Below are 16313 nucleotides of genomic sequence, written 5' to 3' on the forward strand. Positions count from 1 at the left end.
TTTTTGAACCTGGGATGCCCCGGAAAAAAAGATATCTGGAGTAAGCAAGAATAAAAATTGGCAGAACTACCCATACTTTTAGTAGATAACATATCTAAAAGGATGGAGAAAAAATGAACAGAATAGAACGAATTCTTATGAAACTTGCATTCTTACATTTTATCCTGCTCATGCTCGCTCAAATTGTCATTCATGAATGGAATGTTCTCCCTGAGTTGAATAAGATAACCTTTTATGAGGGTGTCAATAAGCAGAACCATACAGAAATTGTTGAAGTGCTGAACAATCGGCAGGACGGATAACAGAGGGGGATAGAGTCTCCCTCTTTTTTTTATGGGCTAAGTTGGTAAGGGCGATCTTAATTAGTTTAAAAGGAATTTTTTTATTTTTGCAGCTTCTATACATTCAGCATGAAGGAAAACCTTTATGAAAAACAGAATAACATTCTATGTGTGAAAAACATTTTTTATGATAAAATATACAAGAATTTAAGGATTAAGTATAAAAAGTGGGTGTTTTTTATGGAGAAGAAATTAAGGATTGCAATAGATGGCCCTGCAGCAGCAGGAAAAAGTACAGTTGCCAAAATAGTGGCTGAGAACCTTTCTTATATATATATAGATACCGGGGCAATGTATCGTTCGATTACGTATAAGGCAATTGAAAATGGGATTGATTTAAATGATGAGCAGAAGCTGCATGAACTGCTTCTGCGTACAAAAATTGAATTGGCACCAGGCCAAGACGGTCAAATTGTATATGTGGATGACCGTGATGTAACCCAGGAAATAAGACAAAATGAAGTGACTAATTCAGTTTCGATTGCAGCCAAACATCGATTGGTAAGAGAAGATATGGTGAAAAGACAGCAAACTCTTGCCAATGAAGGCGGAGTCGTGATGGACGGCCGTGATATTGGGACGCATGTAATTCCAGATGCAGAAGTGAAAGTCTTCCTGCTGGCGAGTGTCGAAGAAAGGGCCAATAGAAGACATTCTGAAAATATGATGAAAAACATTCCGTCAGATCTCGAACAATTAAAGTCTGACATTTCTTTACGAGACAAACTTGATTCCGAGAGGGAAGTATCTCCTCTCAGAAAAGCCAGTGATGCTGTAGAAATTGATACGACTTCCTTGACGATCGATGAAGTTGCCGGCAGAATTCTGGCGCTTGCTTCTGAAAGGGCTGGCAGGTAATGAAATTTTATTATTTTGCAAAAGGTGTAGTAAAAAGCATTCTCGGACCATTATATAGAATAGAGACAGTCGGAACTGAACATTTCCCTAAAGACGGCGGGGTTCTTCTTTGCAGCAACCATATCAACAATCTCGATCCTCCTGTTGTCGGAATCAGTTGTCCACGGCCTGTCGCTTTTATGGCGAAGGAAGAGCTGTTCAAGGCACCAGTACTGAAACACATTTTACCCCATGTGCATGCATTTCCGGTAAAACGGGGGATGAGTGACAGGGAAGCCTTGCGGACTGGAATGAAAATTCTTAAAGAAAATAATGTTTTAGGATTATTTCCAGAGGGTACTAGGAGTAAAACAGGAAATTTAGGAAAAGGTTTAGCAGGTGCAGGTTTTTTTGCACTGCGGACGGATGCTGCTGTTGTGCCGTGTGCAATAGTAGGAACCTATAAGCCGTTCAGAAAACTGAAAGTGATATTTGGCCATCCTGTTGACCTTGGCAGGCTAAGAGCCGAAAAGGCAAATGCCGAGGAGGTTACTGCTGTAATCATGGCTGAAATCCAAAAACTTTTGGATGAGCATAAGTAAGGTTTTCTGCTTGACAAATCAGTCTATTTATTAGAAGTTAGTAGAAAGAATATTTTTAAAGAAATGTGAATTCATACACTTTAAAATTATTAGCAGTCATGGATTAAGGAGGAGTACATATGGTAGAAGACATGAACCAAGTGGAAGTAAGTAACCTTGAAGTTGGTGACAAGGTTAAAGGAACAGTCACGAAAGTTGAAGAAAAGCAAGTCCTGGTAGATGTAGAAGGCAGTAAAGTGGACGGCATCATTCCGATCAGTGAATTATCCAGCCTCCATATTGAAAAAGCTTCTGATGCTTGCCAGGAAGGCGATGTACTTGATTTAATCGTAACAAAAGTGGAAGAGGAACTTTTGGTCCTTTCAAAACGAAAAGTGGATGCTGAAAAAGCATGGGATGAAATGCAGAATCGTTTTGAAAGCGGAGAAGTTTTCGAAGCGGAAGTTAAGGATGTCGTAAAAGGCGGCCTTGTAGTTGATCTTGGTGTTCGTGGATTCGTTCCAGCCTCACTTGTTGAAGATCACTATGTGGAAGACTTCAGCGATTATAAAGGAAAAACACTTACATTTAAAATTGTCGAGCTTGAAAAAGATAAAAACCGTCTCATCTTATCTCACCGTGCAGTTGTAGAGGAAGAGAAAGAAGAGCAAAAGAAGGAAGTATTGGATAAGATCCAAACAGGAGAAACTCTTGAGGGAACTGTCCAAAGATTAACGGACTTTGGTGCTTTTGTAGATATCGGCGGAGTTGACGGACTTGTTCACATCTCCCAGCTTTCACACGAGCACGTGGAGAAGCCATCTGACGTTGTAACAGAAGGCCAGAAGGTCAATGTGAAAGTATTGTCTGTAGACCGCGACAATGAAAGAATTTCGCTGTCCATCAAAGAAACACTGCCTGGACCATGGAATGACATTGCAAGCAAAGCGCCAAGAGGCGAAGTGCTTGAAGGTGAAGTGAAACGCCTTGTTTCTTACGGTGCTTTCGTTGAAGTATTCCCTGGGGTAGAGGGTCTTGTGCACATTTCCCAAATCTCCCACAAACACATCGGAACGCCTCATGAAGTTCTTGAAGAGGGCCAGACTGTCAAGGTTAAAGTACTTGATGTCAACGAAAACGATCAGCGTTTATCTTTAAGCATCAAAGAACTTGAAGAAAAGCCTGTTGAAGAATATGAGAACTATGAAATGCCTGAAGAAAATACAGGTTTCCAATTGGGCGATATGATTGGGGATAAACTGAAAAACTTCAAGAAGTAATTCACAAAGCCGGCCGGTTTGATGGCCGGCTTTTTTATATCACGCTTCTTTTCCCTCTTCTCTTGTTTCTAAAAAACGTTCTATATCCACTAGTCCACATACGTAATGAGCCCCGCTTGCACGAAAACAAACGGGGCTCATATTTTTATCTCTGTCTCCTTCTGGACTCTTCAGGACTTTCCAATCTTGTTGCTCCGTCTTTCTCGAGTGTCTGGTCTCGATCAGATTCCACTCTGCCTCTCTTTCTAAGTTTTTTCTCCTGGCGATCTTTTCCCATGTCTAAACACCTCCTGTCTTTAATTTTTCACTTAAGATTACAACTATACATGAATGGATTACATAAAGATTTTCCATAATGGAATAATAGGAGGTAGGTAAATGGATGGTTTGTTATATTTATGGCTCATGTGGGCAGGGTGGATTATCGGTACTTTTTTGTTAAGCAAAAAAAGTCCCTGGCGATTAAGGGTTTCTGCAACAACACTTATTTTAATTGTAAGTTTCCCTTATGGAATCGATTTTTTTGATTTTCAAGCGGGAACTGCTGCTGTTTTAGTTTTTATTATTTCATTATTGTTTGCGAAAGAATTTTCTCTTGCTGAAAAACTGTATTTATTTATCTGCAGTTTGATCATTGCCGCTTCATATTCCAGCTTTATTCTTCTGTCTTTTTACGATCCTGTTATTTTAGTGGTTGATAAAAAAATAATGGTGACTGTTATTCTCCTTACTTTGTCTTATTTGCTTTACAGTGGTAAAAAGGCTTTCAAGAAAAGGATTTTGGCGGTAATTGCAGGGATGGTTTTAGGGGAGTTTATGTCAGGAACGGTATTTTTACAGACAGGTTTGCCCTACCTGATAGGAGGACATTTATTTCTTGACGTCCTTTCAATCATAGTTGTTTCTGGTGGCGTCCTGCACCTGTTGCAGTCAATATACGTATCGCAGTCACATCTCATTAAATCTGCATACAGAAAAGGAGAAGTCAAAAATATATGAATGAATATGTTTACCCCGTCGTATTCGGCGTGTTTATCGGTACATTGACCCGAATTTATATGCTGAGGACCGACTATCGCCAATATCCAACTTATCTACATGGGAAAATCATACATATTGCATTGGGTTTCATTGCTGCAGGGTTAGGTACCATAGCCGTACCAGCGTTACTGGAAGAGAACTTTACCGCTATTACATTCTTAACGGTAGCCGCTTCACAGTTTCGGGATGTAAGGAATATGGAGAGGAACACGCTGACTGAGCTTGATGCATTTGAGCTGGTTCCCCGAGGTGCTACCTACATTGAAGGGATAGCCATTGCTTTTGAAAGCAGGAATTATCTAGTGATTTTCGCTTCACTCTTAACAACACTGGCTTATTTGGTCATCAACTTTTGGGCGGCTATAGTTGTTGGAATCATCAGCATCCTTGCTGCTCACAGATTAATGGCTGGAGGGAAATTGCATGATATAGTCGATATAGAATTTGTGCAGCCCCGATTTGATGGAGCAGGGTTATACGTTGATAACATTTACATTATGAACATTGGTTTGCCTGAAAGACAAAAAGAAATATTACGATATGGCATGGGGTTTCTGCTCACGCCCAAATCATTCGATTCCCGCTCGACCATAGCCAACTTAGGACAGAGGCAAGCAATATTGCATGATATGTCAACAACGCTGGGGATTTATAAAGATTCTGGGACACCAGCTCTTACTCCATTGGCAAAGAGAGATTTAGATGACGGCCGTGTAGGTGTTTTTGTTCTTCCTCAGGAGAAGGATGTTGAAAAAGCGATAGCGGTGCTTGGGCAGGTTCCAACCTTAGAAAATGCAATCAGAATGCCTACAGAATCCAAGGCGAATAAAAAGGGGAGAAGGCTTAAATGACACTAGACAAGTTTATTTTAGCTGCAGTCACTATTTACCCTGAAAAAGTGCCAAGCGGAACGGCGGTTTTCCACTGCCAAACAACTGAGCAGCTTGAAAAGGTCTCAGCAAACTTGGAAGCGATATTAGATGGGATCGCCCACGAAATTGATGACGGATTGTTTATTATCGTTAAACATTAAAAAGGGTACTGAGCTGGATTCAGAACCGGCAGTAAGGGAGTTCCTACAGTATGCCATTAGTAAAAAATCCAAGATTAATTGCTAGAAATTGCATTTACTGATAAAATAACGAAGTTAAGGGGGCTGGCCTGTAAGGATATATTACCTTAAAAGGTCAGTCTTTAATTTATCCTTCAATTATTGAGGGGTACTCTCAACAAAAGCCGAAGTCAATAGAGACAAGCATTGTGAATCGTTGGAGAATAATGATTGATTAAATCAGGCTTTTTCCTGAATTTTAATATAGTGATAAACATTTTTTAAAGTGAAAGAATAAAGAAAAAAGCCTGCAATTAACATTACGGAGTACTGCTTCCATTAACGAAACCTATGAAAACGGCCTTGAATCAACCTAATATAGGAAGGGTGAACAATGTGACAAAACCTGTTGTTGCAATAGTGGGAAGACCGAATGTCGGAAAGTCCACGATCTTTAACCGTATTGTCGGTGAAAGAATATCCATTGTAGAAGATGTTCCTGGAGTTACAAGGGACCGTATTTACAGTTCAGCTGACTGGCTGACACATGATTTTAATATTATCGATACAGGCGGGATTGAAATAGGAGATGAACCATTCCTTGACCAAATCCGCCAGCAGGCAGAAATTGCGATTGATGAAGCGGATGTTATTATATTTCTTACAAATGGGCGGGAAGGTGTAACGGCTGCTGATGAAATCGTCGCCAAAATCCTATACCGATCAAAAAAACCCGTCGTCCTTGCTGTAAATAAAATTGATAACCCTGAAATGAGAGAGCTCATTTATGACTTTTATTCTCTTGGGTTTGGAGAGCCATTCCCGATCTCGGGCTCTCACGGAATTGGCTTGGGAGATATGCTTGATGAAGTGGCGAAGAACTTCAAGAAGGATGCTGGTGAAAACTACAGTGACGATACAATCAAGTTTTCCCTTATTGGGCGGCCGAATGTTGGTAAATCGTCGCTAGTCAATGCCATGCTCGGCGAGGATCGAGTCATTGTCAGTGATGTGGCCGGCACTACCCGGGATGCAATCGACTCAAAACTTAAAGTTGATGGCCAAGAGTACGTGATTATCGATACAGCCGGGATGAGGAAAAAAGGAAAGGTCTATGAATCGACAGAGAAGTACAGTGTCCTTCGTGCTTTAAGAGCGATTGAGCGATCTGATGTTGTGTTAGTGGTCATAGATGGTGAAGAAGGAATCATTGAGCAGGATAAGAAGATTGCAGGGTATGCACATGAAGCAGGCCGGGCTGTAATCATCGTGGTGAATAAATGGGATGCTGTAGAAAAAGATGAAAAGACCATGAAGAACTTCGAACAAAATATCAGAGAACATTTCTTGTTCCTTGATTATGCGCCGATCCTTTTCTTGTCAGCCAAGACAAAGAAGAGGATTCACACGCTTATACCTGTGATTAATCAGGTTAGTGAAAACCATGCATTGAGGGTCCAATCCAGCATTCTTAACGAAGTGATAGCTGATGCTGTTGCCATGAACCCGACACCTACAGACAAAGGGAAAAGGCTCAAGGTATTTTATGCAACTCAGGTTGCGGTCAAGCCTCCGACTTTCGTTGTATTTGTAAATGAACCTGAATTAATGCACTTTTCTTATGCACGATTTCTTGAAAACCGAATACGTGAAGCATTTGTTTTTGAAGGAACGCCGATCCGGATTATTGCTCGTGCACGAAAATAAAGCAGTGGGGTGAAAAACGTGGAGAAACCTAATAAGACAATCACCGTATTGGGAGCGGGAAGCTGGGGAACAGCTCTTGCCATGGTTCTGGCGGATAATCATCACAGTGTCCATTTATGGGGGCACAACGCCGTCCAAATGGAAGAGATCAACTCCAGGCACACAAATGAAAAGTATTTAAAGAACATTCAACTTCCAGAACAAATAATAGGGTTCACCGACCTTGGAGAAGCTCTAAACGGAGTGGATACAGCCATCCTGGCTGTTCCAACCAAGGCTGTCAGGGAAGTTCTTCGAAAAGTAAAAGAGGCAGTCACTGTGCCGTTAACGATTGTTCATGTAAGCAAAGGAATTGAACCCGATACTTTAATGCGGATTTCGGAAATGATTAAGGAAGAAATGGATGAATCCACAATGAAGGATGTGGTCGTTCTCTCGGGGCCGAGCCATGCGGAGGAGGTAAGCCTTCGCCATCCGACAACGGTAACCGTTTCTTCGGATAATATGGACAGTGCAGAATACATCCAGGATCTATTTATGAACCAAAGCTTCAGGGTCTATACGAACCCTGATGTCATTGGAGTTGAAATCGGCGGAGCACTGAAGAATATCATTGCCCTTGCTGCTGGAATCACAGATGGTCTTGGTTATGGGGATAATGCGAAAGCCGCGCTCATTACCAGGGGGCTTGCTGAAATTGCCAGACTGGGTGCGAAAATGGGTGCAAATCCGCTTACCTTCTCCGGATTGACGGGCATTGGTGATCTGATCGTTACTTGTACAAGCGTCCATTCCCGGAACTGGAGAGCAGGCAATCAGCTGGGTAAAGGATTGAAGCTTGATAAAGTGCTTGAAGAAATGGGTATGGTGGTAGAAGGTGTCCGAACCACTAAAGCGGCTTATCAACTTGCAGAGAAATTTGATGTTCAAATGCCGATCACGCAAGCTCTTTATGACGTCTTGTTCAATGACATTCCGCCTAAGCAAGCGGTGGACTCTTTAATGGGCAGGATGAAAACCCATGAGATGGAAGATCTGTTTAATATACTTGGGGAGAAAATGACCGAAGAATAATCACCTTAATAGGCATTCGATGATGCAATTCGAATTGGATTGCATAGTATGAATGGAACATAAAAAGCTTTAAACATGGATGGGTTACTGTCACCTTGACTGAAGCGGAGAAGTTTCTTCGCTTCAGTTTTTTTGTGTTTGTTTAAACCAAGTTTGCAGTAGCGCGGAAAATCGGTTACGCGGGAGTTATTTTATGGATTAATACAACAAGTGCCGAACTTGTTCAGAGTAGGTTGCGGGAAAGCGTGAAAAGTGAGACCAAGGTTACGTACCCACTGGAACGTAACCCCGCAGGCAAAGTCGAGGATGTTCACCGCACGCCTGGAGCGGATAGTATTACTATGACCGTGTTAAACAGCCACAATATATAAGAAAACACAGCTATATCAAAGAAGAATAAAAAACGACATAACAGTGAATTATTCCTCCATGCTATTAACTTTTTAAAATGGTGTGATATAATACTTTCGACAAATAAGGAGGGACGTCCAATGTCTTCTATGATGAAAATGTGGGTATCATTTGCTTCTATGGGATTTATGATTTTAGCCATACTAACAATTTATTTAAGCAGATATAAACTGAAAAAAGGCCTTTTCCGCTTTCTAACTGCCTTGATAGCTTATGTTCTTATGATAAGCGGCGGCTTGATGATGGTCTATATTGTCCTAAGCGGACCGACAAATTAACAAGTTATGCTTGAAGGATGTGTTACTTTGAAAAAGATTATTACCTTTCTTCTGATGGTATTAACCGTTTCGCTCTTGACGGGATGTTTATATCCCTCTGAAGATCTGCAGAAGAACCAGATTCCTTATGAGGACCAGCTAACAGCCGTCCAGACCGGAATTGAGAACTATCAATCTGCTAATGGCGGAATACTGCCAATCAAAACGAAGGATCAGGATACACCCATTTATATAAAATATCCAATTGATTTTACTAAATTGAAGCCTCAGTACCTGGCCGAAGTTCCCGGGAATTCATATGAGAATGGCGGAATATTTCAATATGTCCTGATTGATGTTGAAGAAAATCCAACAGTAAAGATATTTGATCTCAGAATTGCTGAGAAAATCAGGGAAATCAATATAAGGATCCGTTCTGCGGGCTATCCGCCTTTTAAAGAAAGCGTTGCCGACAATGTTTATACTCTGGATTATTCAAAGATTGGATATGATGAAGAGCCATACGTAGTCAGCCCCTATTCCAATCAAAATCTGCCGCTCCTGATTAATGGAGCCGGAGAGATATTTGTGGATTACCGAAATGATTTGAACAGCCTTCTCCAGGAGAAGGATTATGATTTGGAAAAAGGGGACGATATTCGTTCGATCTTGACAGAAAATTCTCCTTTTGTTCCTGCCTACTCACCTCCATATACAATAAATGAAGATAATGAACCTGTCTTTATGATGAAATAGGCATAACCCCTTGCTTACAAAATATATTTGTAAGGAAAGGGGTTTTTTCATTTTTGTTATTCCCATTTCTGCCAATTTTTTTGCCTAAACCATTTATTTTTTTCTATTTTAGTAATAAGGAGGCAAAAAAAACATATTAATAGTCATAAGTAATTGGGACAACATCATAAATATAAATTGTCCAAACAGCTAACCGGATGAAACATCCCTGGAAGATAAAGATTGGAGGGAATCTCTTGGAAAGAGTAGATCTATTTAAAGACATTGCAGAAAGAACTGGCGGAGATATTTACCTAGGTGTTGTAGGAGCCGTTCGAACAGGGAAATCGACATTCATCAAGAAATTCATGGAGTTAGTCGTCCTTCCTAATATTTCAAGCGAGTCAGAACGTGCACGTGCTCAAGATGAACTGCCCCAAAGTGCAGCAGGAAAAACCATCATGACAACAGAGCCGAAATTTGTACCTAATCAAGCGGTATCTGTCCATGTGGATGAAGGCCTGGACGTCAATGTTCGGCTGGTTGACTGTGTAGGCTATACAGTCCCTGGAGCAAAGGGATATGAGGATGAGAACGGACCTAGAATGATTAATACTCCATGGTATGAAGAGCCGATTCCGTTTCATGAAGCGGCAGAAATCGGTACGCGAAAGGTTATTCAGGAACATTCAACCATTGGTGTGGTTGTAACGACTGACGGATCAATCGGTGAAATTCCACGCAGTGATTACTTGGTTGCTGAGGAAAGAGTCATCGAAGAACTAAAGGAAGTCGGAAAACCTTTCATCATGGTGATCAACTCAGCTAAGCCTCATGCACCAGAGACGGAAGACCTAAGATTGCAGCTTCAGGAAAAGTATGATATACCTGTGCTGGCGATGAGCGTTGAGAGTATGAGAGATTCAGATGTTCTGAATGTTCTTCGTGAAGCATTATATGAATTCCCGGTACTTGAAGTGAATGTGAATCTTCCAAGCTGGGTAATGGTACTGAATGAAGATCACTGGCTTCGTGAAAATTACCAGGAAGCAGTGAAAGAGACGGTGAAAGATATCAAGCGGCTCCGTGATGTGGACCGTGTCGTCCATTACTTCAGTGAGTTTGAGTACATTGAGAGAGCAGGGCTGGCAGGTATCGAGATGGGCCAGGGTGTTGCAGAAATCGACCTGTATGCTCCTGATGAACTCTATGATGAAGTGCTGAAGGAGATTGTCGGTGTGGAAATCCGCGGTAAGGATCATCTGCTTGAGCTAATGCAGGACTTTGCCCATGCTAAGCGTGAATACGATCAGGTTGCAGATGCACTGAAAATGGTTAAACAAACTGGTTATGGCATTGCTGCACCGTCACTTGCTGATATGAGCCTAGATGAGCCGGAAATCATCCGTCAGGGATCTCGCTTCGGTGTCAGCCTTAAAGCGGTAGCGCCGTCAATCCACATGATTAAGGTGGATGTCCAATCCAAGTTCGAGCCGATTATCGGGACAGAAAAGCAGAGTGAGGAATTGGTCAGATATTTAATGCAGGACTTTGAAGACGATCCACTTTCTATCTGGAATTCGGATATCTTTGGCCGCAGCTTGAGTTCAATCGTTAGAGAAGGGATCCAAGCCAAGCTATCACTGATGCCTGAAAATGCACGCTATAAATTAAAAGACACGCTTGAAAGAATTATCAATGAAGGTTCTGGCGGATTAATAGCCATCATCCTGTAGGAGGCTCTCTTTTTGAGAGTCTTTTTTTTGTATAGTAAGGGGGGCCGTATAAGGTCTGGGTTCATAGTCATCCAGTAAATTGATTCGGGCTCTTTCTGACTCTCGAGGTTTATTGGAGTCCGAATGGCCTCAGGGTTCGGACACAAGCAGTGCCATTTGGCGTTTTTCTGTCCGAATGGGGCAACGATTCGGACTCAGAATAGCCCCCGATCTTCATTAGAGTCCGAATGGCCCCTGGATTCGGACACAAGCAGTGCCATTTGGCGTTTTTCTGTCCGAATGGGGCAACGATTCGGACTCAGAATAGCCCCCGATTTTCATTAGAGTCCGAATGGCCCCTGGATTCGGACACAAGCAGTGCCATTTGGCGTTTTTCTGTCCGAATGAGGCAACGATTCGGACTCAGAATAGCCCCCGATCTTTATTAGAGTCCGAATGGCCCCTGGATTCGGACACAAGCAGTGCCATTTGGTGTTTTTTAGTCCGAATAAGGTACTAAATCGGACTCATTCGCACTTACGGGTGATCGAAATCAGCAGCAGGTTAATTCGTATGTAGAATACATGCCATACTCTATTCAAATCTCGAGCATGAGATTAAAACAGAACCTTTATATAACATGATTATTGTTAACAAGCCTTCCGCTGCAGGTTGACTGCCTAAAGGTATAATTGATAATTCTTGTAGAATAAGACAATGTTTTTACTCTATTGCGAAATAATATTTTGCTTCTTAAGACGTTTCAACCCCTTTATTACGGGATTTTGGAATGTTTTATGAGCGCAAAAAATTTAGAATAACAGCAAAAAACGTTCGCTGACAAGAATTTTACCCCTAAAAAAGAAAAGATTCCCATTATTTCTTGAAATATTCTTGCTAACCTTATTTTTATATGATAATCTTTTAACAGAATTGATGTCGAACATTGATTCTACAACGTTTTTGACGGTTTTTGTTCTGGATCATGTATAGAAACCGAAAATTATGTTTACTAATGTAACAAGACAGTTAATGAATCATGACTGAGACATTTCCTTTGGGAGGAGGTGAATGGCATGAACAAGACAGAACTAATTAATGCTGTTGCAGAGGCTGCTGAGCTTTCTAAAAAGGACGCTACAAAAGCAGTTGATGCCGTTTTTGATAGTATTCAAAACGCACTAGCAAATGGTGATAAAGTACAATTAATCGGTTTTGGTAACTTTGAAGTTCGTGAGCGCGCAGCCCGTAAAGGACGCAACCCGCAAACTGGAGAAGAAATCGAAATCTCAGCTAGCAAAGTGCCTGCATTCAAACCAGGTAAAGCGCTTAAAGAAGCTGTAAAATAATTACATACCTTAAGCGTAAAAAGGGCCGCATTTAATGCGGCTCTTTTTTTAGCTCTTTTAAACATAAGAGAAAAGCGGATATTGCTTAAGAGTCGTGTGCTAGAAGATTTTACCCTTTCATAATGCATATGCTACTATATCTTTAATATCAATTCTGGAACTTCTGGGAGGCAGCAGGCATATGAAAGATATTAATAAGGCTCAAATTGAGGATGCTGTTCGTCTTATACTTGAGGCTATCGGTGATGACCCTAATAGAGAAGGGCTTCTTGATACACCAAAACGTGTGGCGAACATGTATGAAGAGGTTTTTGAGGGTTTGAAAACAGATCCTGGTGAATTTTTTGAAACAATATTCAGTGAAGAGCACGAAGAATTAGTGCTTGTAAAGGGCATCCCTTTTTACTCTATGTGCGAGCATCATCTTGTTCCATTTTTTGGACATGCCCATGTGGCTTATATCCCAAAAGACGGAAAAGTTGCCGGGCTGAGCAAGCTTGCCAGAGCAGTTGAAACTGTCGCACGGAGACCCCAGCTGCAAGAAAGAATCACTTCCACAGTTGCAAATACGATTGTTGAAAAATTGGGGCCATATGGAGTAATGGTGGTGCTGGAAGCTGAACATATGTGCATGACCATGCGCGGGGTTAAAAAGCCGGGTTCCAAAACGGTCACAACAGCTGTTCGGGGAAGGTTCAAAGAAGACGCACAATCCCGTAATGAAGTCTTATCGTTAATCAAAGAATAGGAAATTGATCAAAATATAAAGTGGAGCGGAGTGAAGGATATGGCAAACAGCCAATCAGATTATATTGTTATAAAGGCAATAGAAGATGGAGTGAATGTCATTGGTTTAACCAGGGGGACAGACACGAAGTTTCATCATTCAGAGAAACTGGACAAAGGTGAAGTAATGATAGCCCAGTTCACAGAGCATACATCGGCAATAAAAGTACGGGGGAAAGCTACGATTATCACAAGCAATGGGGAGATAGAGAGTGAAATGAAAAGTAAAGGATGAATAGACCATTCCATTGGCAGCAGCACGAATATTAAAGGCTGCTGCTTTTTTGGGTAAATGAGCATCAGCTGAAAAAGACAGGGGGGGGCAGGCTGTTACTCGCCATCTGCACAGCCTGTGGCTCAGTCGATAAGGGGGGAAATTGCTTTTGCTCCAGCCGTGCCTTTTTAACAGGAAGAATGAGCCGGGAAATCACACCTGAATAAAATACTTCAGGCTTTCAGAGCCCAAAAACTACCCTTGTGAACTGACAATGCAGATATAGTATTCGCCCGGGTTGGCTTATTATGTTATAATATTTGTTGCTGAAACGACTAAGTAGATACATATTAGAAATGGGGATTTAGGTTTATGAAACAATTGGACTGTTTTCATCTTGAAGCATCAATAAAACACTATGTGGAAGAGAAGTTATCCTATTCTTATTTGCAAAAGTATATTGATTCCCCGCAAATTGATGAAGACAGGATAAGCTTTCTTGCCCTTCCCTTCACTCGGGGTGGACATGGAATGAATGAGAAAGAACTTATTCAATTGATTTCAACTGTTATGCTTATCCAGATTGGCCTTGATACCCATGAGAAAGTTACAAATTCATCTAGTGATTCATTAAAAGAAAGACAGTTGACTGTCCTGGCCGGGGTTTACTTCAGCGGACAGTACTATAAAATCTTGTCTGAGCTTGAAAATGTCGAGTTGATAAACCATCTTGCCCAAGCGATAAAGACAGTGAATGAAAGCAAGATATCCCTGTATAAGCAGGAGTTTCAAAATATGGGAGAGGTCATGGAAAGTGTCAAAGCAATCGAATCCACTTTGATTGCAAGCTTTCTTGGTCATTACGGGACAGGCCGGAAGATTGAGCTTGCAAAAGAAACCTTATTTTTGCGCCGCTTGCTATCAGAAGAGACGCTGCTTGATCAAAATATTCCAACCCCGCTTCTTTCTGCAATGAAAGCGATTGTATTGTTTTCAACTAAGGAAGAATCCCGAATGGCATTTAACCATAAAGAAGTCCTGGGAAGGATTATGACCCACTACATTACTGAATCAAAAGATAAAATATCAGATATGCTTCGCGATAGCTCCTTTGATGGCCTGTTGATAGAAAATAGAATCGGTGAGTTACTTGAGCAGGCCAGGCCATACACGAAAATATTTGCGGAAGAAGGGTAATGAATGAACCAGTCTAAAGAACAGCGAGTTCATACTGTGTTTGAAAAGATTTATGGCAACTATGACAAGATGAACTCATTAATCAGTTTTCAACAACACAAAAGATGGCGGAAAGACACAATGAAAAGGATGGCTGTCAAGAAAGGGGCATCTGCTCTTGATGTTTGCTGCGGTACTGCTGACTGGACGCTTGCATTGGCTGAAGCTGTTGGAAACAAAGGGACGGTAAAAGGCTTGGACTTCAGCCAGAATATGCTGAAGATCGGGGAGGAAAAAGTACGCAACTCCGGAATGGGTCAAGTGGAATTGATTCATGGCAATGCGATGGAGCTTCCTTTCGAAGATAATTCCTTCGACTATGTAACAATCGGTTTCGGCCTTCGGAATGTGCCAGACTACCTGCATGTATTGAAAGAAATGCATCGTGTATTAAAGCCTGGCGGGATGGCTGTCTGCCTCGAAACCTCACAGCCTACCATGTTTGGATATCGCCAATTATATTATTTCTATTTTCAATTTCTTATGCCTGTATTCGGAAAGGTGTTTGCAAAGAGCTACAATGAATATTCCTGGCTTCAAGAATCTGCAAAGGACTTCCCTGGTATGAAAGAACTTGCGGACATGTTCCGTGATGCAGGTTTTGATGAAGTGAATTATAAACCTTATACTGGTGGAGTTGCAGCTATGCACATGGGGTTAAAGAAGAATGATAGATAGAAAAATTTAAATCTGGGTGGAAATGAAATGAAGTTTAAAATGATCTATTCGTTTCTCAAAGCGGATATCGACCTCATTGAAAAAGAATTAAAGACGGCCATCGATTCCCGTTCGCCTCTTTTAAATGAAGCATCCCTGCACTTGCTTGAAGCGGGCGGAAAAAGAATCCGCCCTGTATTTGTTTTGTTATCTGCAAAATTCGGTGATTATGATATACAACGCATTAAAAATGTGGCAGTTGCATTAGAGTTGATTCACAGCGCTTCTCTTGTCCATGACGATGTCATCGATGATGCAGACCTGCGAAGAGGAAAGCCGACGATAAAGTCTCAATGGGATAACCGGACGGCGATGTACACAGGAGATTATATATTTGCCCGTTCGCTTGAATATATGACAAAAATCCAGAATGAGGAAGCGCATAAAATACTTTCAAATGCGATAGTTGAACTTTGCATTGGTGAAATCGAACAAATCAAAGATAAATATCGTTTTGAACAAGATTTGAAGGATTATCTCCGCAGAATTAAAAGGAAGACTGCATTACTGATTGCAGTAAGCTGCCAGCTGGGTGCTATTTCAGCAGGTGCTCCTTCACATATACATAAAAGGCTCTATCGATTCGGCTACTATGTCGGCATGTCTTTCCAAATTACAGATGACATTCTGGATTTCACAGCCAGTGAGGAAGAACTGGGCAAGCCTGCCGGAAGTGATCTTCTTCAGGGGAATATAACCTTGCCTGTTTTATATGCAATGCGAAACGAAAGTCTGCGAGACAGAATTAAGACAATCAATGAGGAGAGGGATAAAGACTATTTAACTCCAATCATTGAAGAAATCAAAAGGTCAGGCGCCATTGAAAAGTCTCACGAAATGAGTTCGCGTTACCTTGATAAGGCGTTGAAAGAATTAGAAGGGCTGCCTAAAAACAGTGCTAATAAGACTCTGAAAAATATTGCCAATTTTATCGGCAAGCGAAAATATTAGAAAATTTGAAATGGAAACGTTGCCAAAATC

At 41.3% G+C, this 16313-nt stretch carries 19 protein-coding genes; 18 read left to right on the forward strand and 1 reads right to left on the reverse strand.

The genetic code is table 11. The features are described from left to right. Positions 1–113: 113 nt before the first annotated feature. The 4 genes from M1E09_RS07480 (at position 114) to rpsA (ending at position 3039) form a co-directional block, all read left to right on the forward strand. The gene (locus tag M1E09_RS07480; RefSeq protein WP_456274211.1) at positions 114–302 is read left to right on the forward strand and encodes a YpfB family protein; all 189 of its coding nucleotides are present in this window, start codon (positions 114–116) and stop codon (positions 300–302) included. A gap of 219 nt (positions 303–521) precedes the next feature. After that, a complete protein-coding gene (cmk, locus tag M1E09_RS07485) occupies positions 522–1199 on the forward strand; it encodes a (d)CMP kinase (protein WP_456274212.1) in 678 nt (225 codons plus the stop codon). After that, on the forward strand, positions 1199–1780 hold the full coding sequence (locus M1E09_RS07490; protein ID WP_456274213.1) for a lysophospholipid acyltransferase family protein: 582 nt from the start codon (positions 1199–1201) through the stop codon (positions 1778–1780). The genes cmk and M1E09_RS07490 overlap by 1 nt, the downstream gene beginning before the upstream one ends. Positions 1781–1899: 119 nt before the next feature. Beyond that, entirely contained in the window at positions 1900–3039 is a 1140-nt protein-coding gene (gene rpsA, locus M1E09_RS07495; RefSeq protein WP_456274214.1) for a 30S ribosomal protein S1, read from the forward strand. Between the two features lie 145 nt (positions 3040–3184). On the opposite strand, the gene M1E09_RS07500 is transcribed toward rpsA, so the two are convergent. Then, positions 3185–3316 (reverse strand): YpzI family protein, encoded by a 132-nt coding sequence (locus tag M1E09_RS07500; RefSeq protein WP_456274215.1) that lies wholly within the window; start codon positions 3314–3316, stop codon positions 3185–3187. A gap of 101 nt (positions 3317–3417) precedes the next feature. Here M1E09_RS07500 and M1E09_RS07505 point away from each other — a divergent pair, with 101 nt between their 5' ends. From M1E09_RS07505 to hepT, 14 genes are all read left to right on the forward strand, one after another. Further along, positions 3418–4038 (forward strand): YphA family membrane protein, encoded by a 621-nt coding sequence (locus M1E09_RS07505; protein ID WP_456274216.1) that lies wholly within the window; start codon positions 3418–3420, stop codon positions 4036–4038. Next, complete coding sequence (locus M1E09_RS07510; RefSeq protein WP_456274217.1) at positions 4035–4931, forward strand: YIEGIA family protein; 897 nt, start codon at positions 4035–4037, stop codon at positions 4929–4931. Before M1E09_RS07505 ends, M1E09_RS07510 begins: the two co-directional genes overlap by 4 nt. Beyond that, complete coding sequence (locus M1E09_RS07515; protein WP_456274218.1) at positions 4928–5113, forward strand: capping complex subunit for YIEGIA; 186 nt, start codon at positions 4928–4930, stop codon at positions 5111–5113. Before M1E09_RS07510 ends, M1E09_RS07515 begins: the two co-directional genes overlap by 4 nt. A 414-nt stretch (positions 5114–5527) precedes the next feature. After that, entirely contained in the window at positions 5528–6838 is a 1311-nt protein-coding gene (gene der / locus M1E09_RS07520) for a ribosome biogenesis GTPase Der (protein ID WP_456274219.1), read from the forward strand. Positions 6839–6919: 81 nt separating this feature from the next. Next, positions 6920–7912, forward strand: a complete 993-nt coding sequence (locus M1E09_RS07525) for an NAD(P)H-dependent glycerol-3-phosphate dehydrogenase (protein ID WP_456274934.1) — start codon at positions 6920–6922, stop codon at positions 7910–7912. Positions 7913–8403: 491 nt separating this feature from the next. Next, positions 8404–8601: a DUF2768 domain-containing protein gene (locus M1E09_RS07530; RefSeq protein ID WP_456274220.1), complete on the forward strand. Its 198-nt coding sequence runs from the start codon at positions 8404–8406 to the stop codon at positions 8599–8601. A gap of 27 nt (positions 8602–8628) precedes the next feature. Beyond that, positions 8629–9336: an LptM family lipoprotein gene (locus M1E09_RS07535; protein WP_456274221.1), complete on the forward strand. Its 708-nt coding sequence runs from the start codon at positions 8629–8631 to the stop codon at positions 9334–9336. 236 nt (positions 9337–9572) lie between these two features. Continuing rightward, positions 9573–11051, forward strand: coding sequence for a stage IV sporulation protein A (gene spoIVA, locus M1E09_RS07540; protein ID WP_456274222.1), 1479 nt, complete (start codon positions 9573–9575; stop codon positions 11049–11051). Positions 11052–12106: 1055 nt separating this feature from the next. After that, a complete protein-coding gene (locus M1E09_RS07545) occupies positions 12107–12379 on the forward strand; it encodes an HU family DNA-binding protein (RefSeq protein ID WP_456274223.1) in 273 nt (90 codons plus the stop codon). A 181-nt stretch (positions 12380–12560) separates the two neighbouring features. Beyond that, complete coding sequence (gene folE, locus M1E09_RS07550; protein WP_456274224.1) at positions 12561–13127, forward strand: GTP cyclohydrolase I FolE; 567 nt, start codon at positions 12561–12563, stop codon at positions 13125–13127. Positions 13128–13166: 39 nt separating this feature from the next. Further along, entirely contained in the window at positions 13167–13400 is a 234-nt protein-coding gene (gene mtrB / locus M1E09_RS07555; RefSeq protein ID WP_456274225.1) for a trp RNA-binding attenuation protein MtrB, read from the forward strand. A 351-nt stretch (positions 13401–13751) separates the two neighbouring features. Beyond that, positions 13752–14576 carry a heptaprenyl diphosphate synthase component 1 gene (locus M1E09_RS07560; protein ID WP_456274226.1) on the forward strand — a complete coding sequence of 275 codons (825 nt, stop codon included), beginning with the start codon at positions 13752–13754 and terminating at the stop codon, positions 14574–14576. A 3-nt stretch (positions 14577–14579) separates the two neighbouring features. Next, entirely contained in the window at positions 14580–15293 is a 714-nt protein-coding gene (locus M1E09_RS07565) for a demethylmenaquinone methyltransferase (protein ID WP_456274227.1), read from the forward strand. Between the two features lie 27 nt (positions 15294–15320). Continuing rightward, entirely contained in the window at positions 15321–16283 is a 963-nt protein-coding gene (hepT, locus tag M1E09_RS07570; RefSeq protein ID WP_456274228.1) for a heptaprenyl diphosphate synthase component II, read from the forward strand. The last annotated feature ends 30 nt before the right edge of the window (positions 16284–16313 follow it).

This window comes from Bacillus sp. AK031 (assembly GCF_053903065.1).

Excerpts from the sequence above, each read along its gene's own strand:
- M1E09_RS07480 (WP_456274211.1), top strand. The coding sequence starts at position 114 with ATGAACAGAATAGAACGAATTCTTATGAAACTTGCATTCTTACATTTT.
- cmk (WP_456274212.1), top strand. The coding sequence starts at position 522 with ATGGAGAAGAAATTAAGGATTGCAATAGATGGCCCTGCAGCAGCAGGA.
- M1E09_RS07490 (WP_456274213.1), top strand. The coding sequence starts at position 1,199 with ATGAAATTTTATTATTTTGCAAAAGGTGTAGTAAAAAGCATTCTCGGA.
- rpsA (WP_456274214.1), top strand. The coding sequence starts at position 1,900 with ATGGTAGAAGACATGAACCAAGTGGAAGTAAGTAACCTTGAAGTTGGT.
- M1E09_RS07500 (WP_456274215.1), bottom strand. The coding sequence starts at position 3,316 with ATGGGAAAAGATCGCCAGGAGAAAAAACTTAGAAAGAGAGGCAGAGTG.
- M1E09_RS07505 (WP_456274216.1), top strand. The coding sequence starts at position 3,418 with ATGGATGGTTTGTTATATTTATGGCTCATGTGGGCAGGGTGGATTATC.
- M1E09_RS07510 (WP_456274217.1), top strand. The coding sequence starts at position 4,035 with ATGAATGAATATGTTTACCCCGTCGTATTCGGCGTGTTTATCGGTACA.
- M1E09_RS07515 (WP_456274218.1), top strand. The coding sequence starts at position 4,928 with ATGACACTAGACAAGTTTATTTTAGCTGCAGTCACTATTTACCCTGAA.
- M1E09_RS07525 (WP_456274934.1), top strand. The coding sequence starts at position 6,920 with ATGGTTCTGGCGGATAATCATCACAGTGTCCATTTATGGGGGCACAAC.
- M1E09_RS07530 (WP_456274220.1), top strand. The coding sequence starts at position 8,404 with ATGTCTTCTATGATGAAAATGTGGGTATCATTTGCTTCTATGGGATTT.
- M1E09_RS07545 (WP_456274223.1), top strand. The coding sequence starts at position 12,107 with ATGAACAAGACAGAACTAATTAATGCTGTTGCAGAGGCTGCTGAGCTT.
- folE (WP_456274224.1), top strand. The coding sequence starts at position 12,561 with ATGAAAGATATTAATAAGGCTCAAATTGAGGATGCTGTTCGTCTTATA.
- mtrB (WP_456274225.1), top strand. The coding sequence starts at position 13,167 with ATGGCAAACAGCCAATCAGATTATATTGTTATAAAGGCAATAGAAGAT.
- M1E09_RS07560 (WP_456274226.1), top strand. The coding sequence starts at position 13,752 with ATGAAACAATTGGACTGTTTTCATCTTGAAGCATCAATAAAACACTAT.
- M1E09_RS07565 (WP_456274227.1), top strand. The coding sequence starts at position 14,580 with ATGAACCAGTCTAAAGAACAGCGAGTTCATACTGTGTTTGAAAAGATT.
- hepT (WP_456274228.1), top strand. The coding sequence starts at position 15,321 with ATGAAGTTTAAAATGATCTATTCGTTTCTCAAAGCGGATATCGACCTC.